Consider the following 13949-nt stretch of genomic DNA (forward strand, 5'->3'; position numbering starts at 1 on the left):
ACATAACTTTTTTATTGCTGTAACAAAACCGCCATGTGCACAACGTAGTGTGTCGGGGATCTTTCTGATTGTAATATTTCACTACAAAGGATTATCCCCATGCGTATGTCTCCCTCTGCCCTGCTGGTTTTTTCACTCAGTGTTCCACTGATGACTCAGGCTGTAGCGCAAAATGTCGCCCCGAATAAGGCAAAAAACGTCATCTTACTGATCTCTGACGGTGCTGGCATGAACACCTGGCATGCAGCCAGTTATTATCGCCACGGCGCTCTGGGCCACGAAGTCTACGATGACTTTGACATTAAGCTGTTTGCCTCCACTCACCCTCTCAACACGTCGAATGTACCGACCCACTCGCAAGACGGGGCGGTCACTTTCGACGCGGATAAGATCTGGGGTAAAGATAAAACGGACAGCGTTTTCAAAGGTAGTCTGGGAAATTACCCCGGCTATTTTTCTGGCTATGATTATCTGCGCGCCGACTACACCGATAGCGCTGCCGCTGCGACCGCACTGGCGTCAGGCCATAAAACCTATAACAACGCGATTAACTGGTCTAACGACAATCAAAAACTGAAACATATCGGCGAATACGTCGTGGAAAATGGCAAAGCACTGGGCGTAATCACGTCGGTACAGTGGAGCCATGCCACGCCAGCCGGTTTTCTCGCTCATAACGTCAGCCGCAACGACTATGCCGCGATTGGTAAAGAGATCGTCGAATCTGGTCTCGCAACAGTGGTAATGGGGTCAGGGCATCCGCTCTATGATGCCAACGGCAAACCAACGACGCCCCAAAATGACAAGGCCTATCGCTATGTTGGCGGTAAAGCCGAATGGGATCGTCTGGTTTCAGGCAAAACAGCTTACAAACATATTGAAACCAAAGCTGATTTCGTCACATTAGCCAACAACAAGCTGGATATGGGTAAAAAGACCAAGCTGCTGGGCACCGTACAAAACAACGCGACACTGCAATTCAACCGTGATGGCGTCGCAGCAGGCAATTTACTGACCAACCAGCCCGATCTCGCCACCATGACCAAAGGTGCGCTGAATCTGGTAGCGAAAAATCCTAACGGCTTCATGTTAATGGTCGAAGGCGGTGCGGTTGACTGGGCTGCCCATGCCAATAACCTGCCTCGTCTGGTTGAAGAACAAATCGACTTTAACCAGGCAGTAGAAGCCGTTACTGCCTGGGTCAACGAACACAGTTCATGGGATGAAACGCTGGTAATTGTCACCACCGATCACGGTAATGGGTTGCTACAAGGGCCAGACTCAAACACAGAGGCGTTCTCTGACATCGTGAACCAAGGAGCGGGTGCTCTTCCGCTGGTGCGCTGGCACACCGATACCCACACTCGCGAGCTGGTGCCGGTGTACGCCAAAGGCGCTGGTGCAGACTTCCTGACAACGGTTGCCAAGCCTAATCCAGGTCTGGCCACTTACCATGTGCCGGAAGAGAGCCAACAATTCGTCGATAACACCGATATCTTCCGCACGGTTGCGAGCGCATTCGGTATTGCCACGCCACAGGCCCAGTAACCCATCACACTACGCTGTGCAGGAATCATCCTCCTGCACAGCCGATGTTAACCCCAGCGAAGAGACCGTATTTATTCATGCCAATCTTATTTATGCTAGCCCAATGCCTCACACTATCTCGGCAGAGATGGAGGTTCTTCCTCCTGCTATGCTCAGCGCTGCTGTTCCCTACACTTACGGCTCAAGCCGCCGAAAAACCGACCGTGATGACAGCCAGCAATCAAGCCGAAGCACAGGTGATCCGCGCGGTTCGCCAAGAAGGCCAATTGAAAGTCGATGTGCGCTTTGAAACGATAGCGGAGACGTTCGGCGGCGAAATTATCTATGACAATTTGCCACCAGACGGCATAGATAACGCATTTTATCTCGAAGCCGAGGGGCAACGCTGGGCGCTTAGCCCTGCTGGGAAAGCGGCCATTCCTAACACACTGCGCCTCAATTTCAGCTATGATCGCAAGAAAAATCCCCGCGTCGGCAGTTGGCAAGGGCTCTTCGTTGCTCCCCCGGCGACAGTGAAGCATGTCACTCTCACGCTGCCGGGCTTGCCGCCTATTCCTGATATTCTCATTGTCGATCGCCAGTAGGCTCACTTTACGAAGGAAGCGTAATCCTACATGACGCGCCTCTGCGAAAGACAATCGGGCAGCCAACTGCCCAATTTTACTCACACATCGCCTCTCCCTTTACAAGCACCGTCGTAACGCAGTAAAGTCGCCAACCTTTTTATGGCCCGCCATCTCTGGCGGCGCCTTTCCGGGCCGTCGCCGGTGCGACGTTAAACGTTTTTCCTGGAAATTCTCATGGCATGGGGCACGACGATGTTTATCGGTTTTGACTACGGCACGGCGAACTGTTCCGTGGCAGTGATGGATTCAGGTACACCACGGCTCCTGTCGCTGGAAAATGGCTCGCCTTATCTTTCTTCCCTGCTGTGCGCGCCCGTGCGCGAAGCGGTTAGCGAGTGGTTATGGCGACACCATCAGGTCAACGCAGAGGGCGAGAGCGCGCTGCTGCTCAAGCGCGCCATCAGCTACAACCGCGAGGAAGACATTCGCGTGCAGCCCGATAGCGTGAAATTCGGGCGCGAGGCGTTACGCCACTATATGGATGACCCAGAAGAGACGTGGTTCGTTAAATCGCCGAAGTCCTTCCTCGGGGCTGTCGGCCTGAAAGCACAGCAGATTGCGCTGTTTGAAGATCTGGTTTGCGCCATGATGCTGCATATCCGCACGCAGGCAGAAAGCCAGCTTGACCAGCCTATTCGTCAGGCCGTGATCGGTCGCCCGATTAACTTCCAGAGTATCGGCGGCGAAGAAGCCAACCAGCAGGCGCAAGGAATCTTAGATCGTGCGGCACACCGCGCCGGATTTGAAGACGTCGTCTTTCAGTTTGAGCCCGTAGCCGCCGGGCTGGATTTCGAATCGACATTGACGAAAGAAACACGTGTGCTGGTCGTGGATATCGGCGGCGGAACCACCGACTGTTCCATGCTGCTGATGGGGCCAGAGTGGCATAAGCAGCACGAACGCACGCAAAGTCTGTTAGGACACAGCGGCTGCCGCGTTGGCGGTAACGATCTGGACATCATGCTGGCGTTCAAACAGCTGATGCCACTGCTTGGCATGAATAGCGAGACGGAAAAAGGCATCGCTCTGCCGATCATGACCTGGTGGAATGCCGTCGCGATTAACGATATTCCGGCGCAAAAAGAGTTTCATAGCACCGCCAGCCGCACGTTAATCAACGAAATGATCCGCGATGCGCGTCAGCCCGAGTTGGTAAAAAGACTGCTGACCGTGTGGCAACAGCGCCTGAGCTACCGTCTGATCCAACTGGCGGAAGAGAGCAAAATTGCGCTGTCCAACCAGTCGGAAACAGCAGCCGATTTACACTTTATCGAATCGGGTCTGGCAACGTGCATTCATGCGGATGAACTTAACGCCGCAATCGATAATCCGCTAAGTCGCATTCAGCAGCAGGTGACGCTGGCGTTAGAAACCAGTCAGACCCGTCCGGAAGTCATCTACCTGACCGGCGGTAGCGCACGTTCTCCCCTGCTGCGTCAGGCTATTCAGCAACTGCTTCCTGATATTCCTATTGCCAGCGGTAACGATTTTGGTTCCGTTACCGCCGGACTGGCGCGCTGGGCAGAGATTGTCTTTCGCCGCTAAGCGAAAGACGACGCGTAAGCCCGCGTCTCATCAGGCCGCCGTTTTGTTAGCGGCTGATCAATGACCGTGGGGCTTGACTAACAGCCCACGCAGCAGCAATTCCAGCGCGGCAACGCCTTGTGCCAGCCGCGCATTACCATCCTCTCCGTCCGCAATCCAGAACGCCGCTTCGGCCAGGCTGCCATAGATTAAGAATGCCAGCGCCTGCGGATCGGCTTCAGCCACTACGCCCTGCCGGATAAGGCTATCGATCAGCCGCTGCATCGACTCAACGCAATGGCGCTGTGAATCTGGCGAGGCACCGCCCAGTACAGCTCGAGCATCGCGCAGTACAATACGCTGAATCTCCGGCTCCAGCGCCATTTCCAGATAGGCGCGGCAGCGACGACGAAAACCGTCCCAGGCATCCTCGGCGGTGTCGGAAATGACTTGCAGTCGTTCATCCATCTCGGCATCGATCTGTTCCACCACTGCCGCCAACAATCCCTTTTTATCACCAAAGTGGTGATAAAGCGCCCCGCGGGTCAGGCTTGCCTGCGCGGTGAGATCGTCCATTGAGGTGTCAGCATAGCCGCGTTCGCTGAAGACCTTACGGGCGGTCGCCAGCAGCGTAGCGCGGGTTTCTTCCATTTCAGCACGGGTACGACGAACCATCGACACTCCTTTACATACAGTTCGTATGATTATTTACATTCACTCCGTATGAATATATGCTTTTATTCATACGCTTTGTATGTATTGTCGCTGTGCCGCGATGGCATGGCAAGCGGATTCACTTTGGAGAACGAGATGGTTAACCCGTATCGAGAACTTTTTGCGGCACCCGGCACTAAAGGCTTTGCGCTGGCTGGCCTATTGGCGCGAATGCCGTTGCCCATGACAGGCATCGGCATTATCACCCTGTTGTCGCAACTGCACGGCAGCTATGCGCTGGCGGGGGCAGTATCAGCCACCTTCGTACTGACCTACGCGCTGCTGTCACCGCAGATCTCCCGTCTGGTCGATCGCCACGGGCAAAGCCGCGTGCTGCCCATCGCCACCGCCGTCAGCGCAATCGGGATGCTGTTTCTGCTCGCCAGCACCTGGTGGCAAGCGCCTGACTGGCTCTTATTCATTGGCGCTTTGCTGGCCGGTTTCATGCCCAGCCTATCGGCGATGGTGCGAGCACGCTGGACGGCGATCTATCGGGGAGACCCCCATTTGCAGACGGCTTACTCGCTGGAAACCGTACTTGATGAAGTCACCTTTATCGCCGGGCCGCCGCTGGCTGTCGGGCTGTCCGTCGCGGTGTTTCCTCAGGCTGGCCTGCTGGCAGTCGCGCTCTTGCTAGTGATTGGCGTGTTTGCGCTGGTGACACAACGCAGCACCGAGCCATCGGTAGAAGCGCAGCACACCAATACCGATCGTTCCGGCTCAGTGTTTAAACAGGCAAACATACGCCTGCTGACACTGTTGATGATCGCGATGGGCATCATCGTGGGCACCGTGGATATCGTCAGCGTCGCCTTCGCCGCACAGCATGGTCAGCCAGCGGCGGCCAGCCTGGTCTTGTCGGCTTATGCCGTGGGTTCCTGTCTGGCCGGGCTGCTGTTCGGCGCTCTAAAGCTACGAACTGCCCTGCACCGCCTGCTGTTGCTGGGTGGGCTGGCAACGGCAATCACCACGCTGCCTCTGCTGATAGTTAGCAGCATTCCCACGCTGGCGTTGGCCGTACTGATCGCCGGGCTGTTCTTCGCCCCCACCATGATCGTGGCGATGTCACTAGTCGAACGTCTGGTGCCCGATCACCGTCTGACCGAAGGCATGACCTGGCTGCTGGCAGGACTGAATATCGGTGTGGCGCTAGGTGCGGCGGTATCGGGTCAGGTTGTCGATGGTGAGGGCGCACAAGCCGGATTCGCCGTTGCACTGTGCGCTGGCGCATTGGTTCTACTGGTCGCGCTGTGGGGCTATCTACGCCTGCGGGCAAATACCGCCTCTCTTCCCCATACCGCCTGACGATGGCATCACTTGCTTTCCCAGTTAAGGACTGAACTATGAGTACCTCTCCATCTATCCCGATAGTCACCGCTGCACAGCATCCCTGGCTGGCTGTCGCCGCCGTCGGCCTGGCGACCTTCTCTGTGGTCACAACAGAAATGCTGCCGGTCGGCCTGTTGAACCCGATTGCCGATATGTTGAATACTTCTACCGGAACCGCGGGTCTGATGATCTCACTGCCCGCCCTGCTGGCGGCATTGTTCGCCCCACTGGTGGTGATCGCATCCGGCCGCGTGGATAGACGCAGGATCCTATGCGGACTGCTAACGCTGCTGGCTATCGCCAACATCGCCTCGGCACTGGCACCGGATATAGGCTGGATGCTGGCTGCGCGTGTACTGGTTGGCTTTTGCATGGGCGGCATCTGGGCGATTGCCGGCGGTCTGGCTGCCCGACTGGTTCCCGAGCGCGCCATCGGACTGGCGACATCGATTATCTTTGGCGGCGTCGCGGCAGCATCCGTGCTCGGAGTGCCATTCGGTGCACTGATTGGCGAACTTATCGGTTGGCGCTGGGCTTTCGGCTGCATGGCTGTCTTGAGCGGGCTGGTGCTGATGCTCCACCTCGCCGTCATTCCTGCACTGCCCGTTACCCATTCAGTCACCGTGCACCAGTTCGCTGAGCAGCTAGCCAACCGTAAGCTGCAAATCGGGCTGATTATGACACTGTTACTGGTAGCCGGACACTTCATGGCCTTTACCTTCGTCCGGCCGCTGCTGCTATCAGTATCAGGATTCGATGCACGATGGATTGGCGCACTGCTGTTCGCCTATGGCATGGCAGGCATCGTTGGCAATTTTCTGGCGGGCCTCATCGCAGCACGGCGCACGGTGCTGGCCTTGGTGGCTATCGCGCTGGGGCTGCTGTTGACTCCGATTCTGTTCCTGACCATCGGTGGCTCACACATCGGCGGCGGCGTGGCCCTGCTGGCCTGGGGGCTGGCCTACGGCGGCGTGTCTGTCGGGCTGATGACATGGATGATGAAGGCTGCACCGCGCGCCGTGGAGATCGCCACCGCGCTGTATGTTGGCATTTTCAATGTTGGCATTGCGCTCGGGTCATGGATTGGTGGTCAGGTTGTGGATAGCGCTGGGCTACTCACGACGCTTTGGCTGGCGGGTGGATGTGCCGCAACCACCTTGCTGTTATCTCTGAGCATGGCGCAGGTCGGGAGCCGCACAATAGAGTAATGAAAAAACCGCGAGCACCTTCTTCAGGTAGCTCGCGGTTTTTAGAGATGGTGTCAGCGCAAAAACGTAGACGTAGGGTAAATCAACTCTGCTGATTTAGAATCAACTGACCGTTCCTGTCCACTGGAATTTGTGTGCCCGGATCGCGATCCATGCGGATTTTACCCTGCTGGTCGCCGATTTTATAGGTGACATCATAGCCCAGAACTTTTTGTGATTTGTCGTACACCGTCTGGCAACGCTGTTGCTGTGACGTATACGTATCATTTTCCTGCATGCCGCTTTGTACACGGTTACCCGCATAGCCACCGGCCAACGCGCCCGCTACCGTCGCGATATCTTTACCACGTCCACCACCAATTTGGTGACCCAAAACGCCACCGGCCACCGCCCCCAGAACCGAACCGGCGATCTGGTGTTCATCCTGTACCGGACGACGATGCGTCACGCTCACGTTACGGCACTCCTGACGAGGCGTTTTGACCGTTTCTTTAATTGGTGTTGCTGTTAGCACCTGTGCAAACTGAGGTTTAGAGGAAAATACATCCATACTCGCCACCGCCGCCACACCCAATGCAGCAGCCACACCAATACCTACACCCGCTAACATTGACTTGTTCACAGGATACCTCCCGAATCTATTCTCACGCATTCCCCATCTGCAATCCCGCCGTAAGATTTGCTTTACGCCAGCTCGCGTTTAACGCGATGAATCCGATGGTTCCTTCTGAATACCTGCATTCAGAATTTTCGACGTGCGTGCTACGCCATCTGTAAACAGTGGAAAGTCTGCACAATGTTTCACACTCTCGCAATAAGACTAATTAACCAAAAGTGTCAGATTCGTAACATAAAAGCGTCATTTGGGAATTATCTTAACTGGAATTGGTAATAGGACGATATTTTATACTGCTATATCAGTGGGGCAGTAAATAGTCAGTAGAGGAATAAATAGCGCCTCGGCTCAGAAATAAGGCGGCTTGTTGAATGTATGGATTGCTGGAAAAAAGAGACTGGATAAGAGTATAGGCAGTCAATGACAAAAAAATACGGACATGAAATCGCGTTCACGCCCGTATCAGAAAGGTGTCAGCCGCGGTGGATTAGTGCAGTTTCAGACGCGGGCGAATCACCCGGTTGATCCCACCGACCAGCATCATCAGGCCCGTTTTCACATAGCCATGCAGGGCAACCTGATGCATGCGATACAAGGAGATGTAAACGAAACGTGCAATCCGCCCTTCTACCATCACGGAGCCCCGCATCAGGTTCCCCATCAGGCTGCCAACCGTACTGAATTTAGACAGCGAAACCAGCGAACCGTGATCTTTATAGACGTAAGGTTTCAGCGTCTGTCCGTTCAGCAACGCGATGATATTGCTGTGGCAGCGTGATGCCATCTGGTGAGCCGCTTGCGCACGTGGTGGTACGAAGCCGCCGCCTTCCTGCGGACAGGAGGCACAGTCGCCGATGGCGAAAATGTTGGGATCGCGCGTCGTCTGTAACGTCGGTTCAACCACCAGTTGGTTAATCCGGTTCGTTTCCAGACCGGCAATCTCTTTCATCGCATCTGGTGCTTTGATGCCCGCGGCCCAAACCATCAGGTCGGCTTCGATAAATTCGCCGTCCTTCGTATTCAGACCGCCGCTTTCGGCGCTGGTCACCATGGTTTTCGTCAACACACGAACGCCAATATTGTTCAGTTCCTGATGTGCAGCCGCGGAAATACGCGGTGGCAGCGCAGGTAAAATACGTTCACCCGCTTCCACAAGCGTGACATTCAGCGTTTGGTTATCCAACCCGTCAAAACCGTAGCTGTGCAGTTGTTTCACCGCATTGTGCAGTTCCGCAGACAGTTCAACACCCGTCGCACCGCCGCCCACAATCGCGATATTCACCCGCTCTTTCTCGTCCTGATTCGCTGTGAATTTCAGGAACAAATTCAGCATTTCGTTATGGAAACGGCGGGCTTGTTTCGGGTTATCCAGGAAAATACAGTGATCTTTCACGCCCGGCGTACCGAAGTCATTTGAGGTACTGCCTAACGCCACCACCAGAATGTCATACGGGATACGACGCGCCGCAACCAGCACCTCGCCTTGCTCATCACACACTTCAGCCAGTTGAATCTGCTGCTGCTCACGATCGATATCCGTCAGCATGCCCAGTTGGAACTGGAAATAGTGATTACGGGCATGTGCCAGATAGCTCAGCGCATCCATATCGTCGTCCAGCGAGCCCGTCGCCACTTCATGCAGCAGCGGTTTCCACAGGTGGCTGTGGTTGCGATCCACCAGCGTGATCTCCGCTTTTTTCTTGCGTCCTAACTTGTGGCCCAAACTCGTGGCGAGTTCAAGTCCGCCAGCTCCCCCGCCGACAATGACAATTTTTTTGGTTGGTGATGTCAAAATGACCCCCTAAAATGTGAACCAATGGTTAATAAAGAGTAAAAAATAATATCCTTATATAACATAGGGTTCGCGTAAGTTAAGCCTGATATCTGCAGCAAGAATAGCACGCTAGGTTATTTGGTCATACCAAAATTGATATATATCAATTTATTTTGTCACCCAGGTTTTTACCAGGAAAATTCCATCTTTATTTCAGTGAATTAGCGGAGGTCTGTGTGAAGAGAAAATGCTGAATCGTGCGCAAATGCATCGCTATCCGCACTAAGGAAAGTAAATAAATCGCGTTATTCCTCCTGATCGCCCCCAAACGAAGGCATCAGAAGGAACGACTCGCGGCGATTAACACATCATCACGCAGACAGGCTTAACCCAGCGTTTTGAAGGCTTTGATCCGCTGTAAATGGGGGGAGATGCTTTTGAATTTATGCGTCTGAATATCGTCCCAGACGATCTCGTAATACGCTCCCAACATCTGCGCGCTGCGCTGGCTGTCGAGCATTTCATCATGACGGGAGAGCATCACCATGCAGCGATCGCGGTTCTTTTCACGAAAATTCGCCACGCACTTGGTAGCGATATCCACATACTCTTCCGGGCGATCGATTTTCCCGCCCATGTTTTCCTGTGGGAACAGGTTAGGATTGACGATGACTTGTCGTATGTCACACAGGAAACCGACCCGTTCTGCCCAGAAACCGCCCAACCCCACGCCGCAGATCAGCGGACGATCGTCATCAGACTGTTGAATCGTCTTATCCACCAGCTTTAACAGATGTTGCATATCATGACGCGGATGCAGCGTGCTGTAGCTAATCAGCCTTACATCTTCATCAATAAACTGAAGTTGCAGGACCTTTTCATGGTTACCGGGGCTAGTCGAGTCAAAACCGTGCAAATAGATAATCATCTTTCATCCTCACCACAGACTGGGTTGCCTATTTCTCGCCATTTTTATACCCGTCATACTTCAAGCTGCTTGTGCGTTGGCTTCCCTTACTCACCCCAGTCACTTACTGGTGTAAGCTCCTGGGGATTCGCGCAGTTGCCGCCTTCACGCAACTCGAATTATTTAGTGTATATGCGCCTGCCAGCGCTCGCTGAGCAATGTGAGCGCCTGATTAGCCTGCTTCCAACGTGGCGAATCCAGCAGTTCCCGACGAGAAAACGAACCCTGATGATATAAGCGCGTCAGTTGCTCCGCTTTGACCGGGGACAGGTTATCCAGCACGCTGATGGCTCCTTCACGATGATTGCAGACCAAAATCATGTCACATCCCGCCTGCAACGCCGCCTGCGCCCGTTCGGGGTAACTGCCCATCACCGCGGCACCTTCCATCGAAAGATCGTCAGAGAAAATAATGCCATCAAAGCCCAGCTCTTCACGCAGAATCGTTTTAAGCCAATAAGATGAGCCGCTAGCGGGGTGCGGATCGGCCTCCGTATAAATCACATGAGCAGGCATGATCGCATCCAGTTGCTGACGCTGGATCAGCGCTTTAAAAATTGACATGTCGTGGGCACGGATCTCCTCAATCGGACGCGGATCGCGCGGCGTTTCTTTATGTGAATCGGCGCTGACCGCACCGTGGCCGGGGAAGTGCTTACCCGTGACCTTCATACCCGCACTGTGCATGCCGCGAATAAAGCTCTGCGCTACCGCCAACGCCGTCTCTAGATTGGCATGAAACGAACGCTCGCCGATTGCCGCACTCTGGTGGCCGATATCCAGCACCGGCGCAAAGCTAATGTCGATATCCATCGCGATCATTTCTGCCGCCATCAACCAGCCGCCCTCTTCCGCCAGACGCAAGGCTTCTGGTTCGCTATTTAATGCTGCGAAGGCCTGCGCGGCAGGCAGGCGGGTAAATCCGTCGCGAAAACGCTGAACGCGCCCGCCTTCCTGATCCACAGACACCACAAGACGTTCGCGCGACGCCACGCGGATTTGACGCACCAGTTCACGTAACTGCGCCGCATCATGAAAATTACGGGTAAACAGAATAACGCCGCCAACCAGCGGGTGTTCCAACACTTCACGATCTTCCGCATCCAGCTCATAGCTGGCGACATCTAACATTACCGGGCCCACAAAAACCTCATTCTTTAGAGTGTACTGCTTAGTAAAATAACCACGACGACCAAAACCACACCGTCAGCCTGTCTGTAGCCGATAGCCTGATTGTAGCCGATGATAGAGTGCGGGAATGTCCGCTAAAAATTCAGGGTTCTTCGTTTGCTGCCAGCGAATCTCGAACCACATCAATACCAGATAATCGACCCAGGGGAACCACTGCACCATCTGTTGCTGAAGGCGGCTCACGGAAAGCCCTCGCCGATGCCGCTGGTAGCTCTGCAGAAAATGCGTTTGCGCCAGGCTTTCCATTTGGCTGGCCCGCACAATGAATGCCAGTTCAAAGGCAATATCGCCATCTGAGGCATATTCCCAGTCAATCAGCATCGTTCCTTGTGGCGTGATCAGCAGGTTTTCAGCATGCACATCCAGATGGAGAGGTGCCAGCGCTAAAGGCGTGGGCAATGCGGCACGCTGAAAATAATGGTGGGCGCGCAGCAGCGCGGGCGAACGACGGTGCGGATCCATCAGTTGCCAGTGTTGAGCGAATAGCATTTTGAGATCGAGGGGGTGGCCGCTACGCGGCAGGCGATGAAGCTGAGACAATACACGCGCTACTTCACCATTAGCCAGCATCATCAGGAACTCATCAGACGTGGCAATGCGTCCCGGCACCCATTCGACAATGAGCCAGCCGTCACGCCACAGCAGCGGCCGTGGCGCAAGCCCTATCGTAGACATTTGCCGCAGCAGAGCGAACTCTCGCTGGCGATCGACGCCCATCTTCCGCTCGGTTGGCGACTGTCGGCGCGCAAGCCATTCGATGCCCGGCCCGCGGATACGCCAGCTTTTACTACTCAACCCGCCAACCAGCTCAAAGCGAATATCCGCTATCTCCACGGCGGGGAAATGCTTCTGGATCACCGCCGTCAGCTGTTGCTGGATACCTGCCTGCTTAATGCTGAACGGCGCCATTACCGGACCACACAATTTCGCCGGTCTGCACCAGCATCAGTTGCATGTCGATCTGCGGCGATTTCACATCACCGCTGACGTCGCTGTACAGCACATACTGCGCGCTGACATAACGCGCCAGACCAATCGCCTTGCTGCGCGATCCTAGGCTGTCGTCAACCGACAGACCCAGCGTTTGTTTCGCGGCGGCCAACTGCTCACGCGGTACCAGCGTAAACGCCTTGCCTGAAGATAACGCGCTGTACAGCGCGCCTGTCGCTTTCGCGATCGGCAGGGAGCCGTTGGTGTTGTTTTTCACACTATCCACCAGCAGTATGCTGCCCGGCGTGACGCCATCGGCTTTCAGCATCTGCGCCACCAGCGGATTAATACTGGCTTCCCAGTTCAGCGTCTGGATTTTCGGCGGTTGCGGTACTGATTCCCCCGGCGGCGGCGTTGGCGTGGTCGGCACTTGCGGCTCAACGGGCTCAATAGTCGCAGGCGGTTCAGTCGGTTCCGGTGGACGGCTAGGGCACCCTGTTAGTACCAATGCCGCCAGTATCACCCCTAGGTACTTTTTCATATTCTCTCTCTCAGCACACCATTACAAAAACAGATGAAGACGGACCTGACGCGCAGTAGGACTGCTGCGCGTTGAAAAAACGGTCATTTCCGTCTGTGGCGGGATTTCAATGGACTGCACTTCTTCGAACGGCAGAACGTCCAGCCCGTTTTCATCATACCAATAGAAACGGTAATGCACGGTCACCGCGTGTGAAGCGTCGTTGCTGACGACGGAAGAAGCACGCAGCCGGCCATTTTCTGAATCCAGTGAAGGATTCCCCGCCGTAATGCCCGCAGACAGCACGGGAGCATCCAATACCAGCGTTTGCCGTTCATTAATGGTCAGTACCTTTGGTGCGCTACAGCCCGCTACCAGCCCGACCATCAAACACGCGGACAGAAAAAGCATCGGATTACGCATGATGTTCTCGCATAATGGTTTTCTCGCACGATAGTCTAACCATGACCAACGAACCTCGCTCTATAGAATCTGGTTCTATAAGATCTAGTTCGCCAGCAAAGGCCCTAATGCGCGGCCACCCAACAGATGCATGTGGATGTGATAAACCTCCTGCCCACCGTGTCGGTTGCAGTTAATGATCAAACGATAGCCGTCATCTGCAATACCTTCCTGCTGTGCAATCTTCGCCGCAACCGTCACCATACGTCCCAGTGCCGCCTCGTGCTCAGGCACCGTATCGTTAACGGTCGGGATCAAGACATTCGGGATAATCAGAATATGGGTTGGCGTGCGGGGAGCAATGTCACGGAAGGCGGTGACCAGTTCATCCTGATAGACGATATCGGCAGGGATTTCCCGACGGATGATTTTACTAAAAATGGTTTCTTCAGCCATGATTGATTTCCTTGTTAAAGCTGGCATTGAACGACGTCATGTAGGCAGTATGAGTGACATATTCCATTTCTTTCAACCTTCTTCGTCTATTTCTGGTGCGGTTGGTCAAAATACGACACCCAGAAAAATGATTGGCACGCTAGC

14 protein-coding genes are annotated in these 13949 nt (G+C 54.6%); 5 read left to right on the forward strand and 9 right to left on the reverse strand.

What is annotated here, in order from left to right:
- Nucleotides 1-99: 99 nt before the first annotated feature.
- The 3 genes from R9X49_RS09280 to yegD all read left to right on the forward strand — a co-directional run bounded on the left by R9X49_RS09280 (nt 100) and on the right by yegD (nt 3719).
- Complete coding sequence (locus tag R9X49_RS09280) at nt 100-1548, forward strand: alkaline phosphatase (protein WP_319848104.1); 1449 nt, start codon at nt 100-102, stop codon at nt 1546-1548.
- Nucleotides 1549-1751: 203 nt separating this feature from the next.
- The gene (locus R9X49_RS09285; protein WP_319848105.1) at nt 1752-2132 is read left to right on the forward strand and encodes a hypothetical protein; all 381 of its coding nucleotides are present in this window, start codon (nt 1752-1754) and stop codon (nt 2130-2132) included.
- A gap of 234 nt (nt 2133-2366) precedes the next feature.
- Entirely contained in the window at nt 2367-3719 is a 1353-nt protein-coding gene (yegD, locus tag R9X49_RS09290) for a molecular chaperone (RefSeq protein WP_319848626.1), read from the forward strand.
- Nucleotides 3720-3776: 57 nt separating this feature from the next.
- On the opposite strand, the gene R9X49_RS09295 is transcribed toward yegD, so the two are convergent.
- On the reverse strand, nt 3777-4373 hold the full coding sequence (locus R9X49_RS09295) for a TetR/AcrR family transcriptional regulator (RefSeq protein ID WP_319848106.1): 597 nt from the start codon (nt 4371-4373) through the stop codon (nt 3777-3779).
- Nucleotides 4374-4508: 135 nt separating this feature from the next.
- Between R9X49_RS09295 and R9X49_RS09300 the strand changes: the two genes are divergently transcribed.
- Nucleotides 4509-5717, forward strand: a complete 1209-nt coding sequence (locus R9X49_RS09300) for an MFS transporter (RefSeq protein WP_319848107.1) — start codon at nt 4509-4511, stop codon at nt 5715-5717.
- A gap of 38 nt (nt 5718-5755) precedes the next feature.
- Nucleotides 5756-6949, forward strand: a complete 1194-nt coding sequence (locus tag R9X49_RS09305; protein ID WP_319848108.1) for an MFS transporter — start codon at nt 5756-5758, stop codon at nt 6947-6949.
- Between the two features lie 82 nt (nt 6950-7031).
- Here R9X49_RS09305 and R9X49_RS09310 read toward each other — a convergent pair whose 3' ends face one another.
- From R9X49_RS09310 to hinT, 8 genes are all read right to left on the reverse strand, one after another.
- The gene (locus R9X49_RS09310; protein ID WP_319848109.1) at nt 7032-7571 is read right to left on the reverse strand and encodes a glycine zipper 2TM domain-containing protein; all 540 of its coding nucleotides are present in this window, start codon (nt 7569-7571) and stop codon (nt 7032-7034) included.
- A 481-nt stretch (nt 7572-8052) separates the two neighbouring features.
- Nucleotides 8053-9357 carry an NAD(P)/FAD-dependent oxidoreductase gene (locus R9X49_RS09315; protein WP_319848110.1) on the reverse strand — a complete coding sequence of 435 codons (1305 nt, stop codon included), beginning with the start codon at nt 9355-9357 and terminating at the stop codon, nt 8053-8055.
- Between the two features lie 367 nt (nt 9358-9724).
- On the reverse strand, nt 9725-10267 hold the full coding sequence (ycfP, locus tag R9X49_RS09320; RefSeq protein WP_319848111.1) for an alpha/beta hydrolase YcfP: 543 nt from the start codon (nt 10265-10267) through the stop codon (nt 9725-9727).
- A gap of 162 nt (nt 10268-10429) precedes the next feature.
- Nucleotides 10430-11449 carry a beta-N-acetylhexosaminidase gene (gene nagZ / locus R9X49_RS09325; RefSeq protein WP_319848112.1) on the reverse strand — a complete coding sequence of 340 codons (1020 nt, stop codon included), beginning with the start codon at nt 11447-11449 and terminating at the stop codon, nt 10430-10432.
- 63 nt (nt 11450-11512) lie between these two features.
- A complete protein-coding gene (gene thiK, locus R9X49_RS09330) occupies nt 11513-12406 on the reverse strand; it encodes a thiamine kinase (RefSeq protein ID WP_319848113.1) in 894 nt (297 codons plus the stop codon).
- Complete coding sequence (lpoB, locus tag R9X49_RS09335; protein ID WP_205542789.1) at nt 12387-12968, reverse strand: penicillin-binding protein activator LpoB; 582 nt, start codon at nt 12966-12968, stop codon at nt 12387-12389. Before lpoB ends, thiK begins: the two co-directional genes overlap by 20 nt.
- 21 nt (nt 12969-12989) lie before the next feature.
- Complete coding sequence (locus tag R9X49_RS09340) at nt 12990-13370, reverse strand: YcfL family protein (protein ID WP_319848115.1); 381 nt, start codon at nt 13368-13370, stop codon at nt 12990-12992.
- An 84-nt stretch (nt 13371-13454) separates the two neighbouring features.
- A complete protein-coding gene (hinT, locus tag R9X49_RS09345; protein ID WP_319848116.1) occupies nt 13455-13805 on the reverse strand; it encodes a purine nucleoside phosphoramidase in 351 nt (116 codons plus the stop codon).
- Between the last annotated feature and the right edge of the window lie 144 nt (nt 13806-13949).

The sequence above is a fragment of the Pectobacterium carotovorum genome (genome assembly GCF_033898505.1).
Lineage (GTDB): Bacteria > Pseudomonadota > Gammaproteobacteria > Enterobacterales > Enterobacteriaceae > Pectobacterium > Pectobacterium carotovorum_J.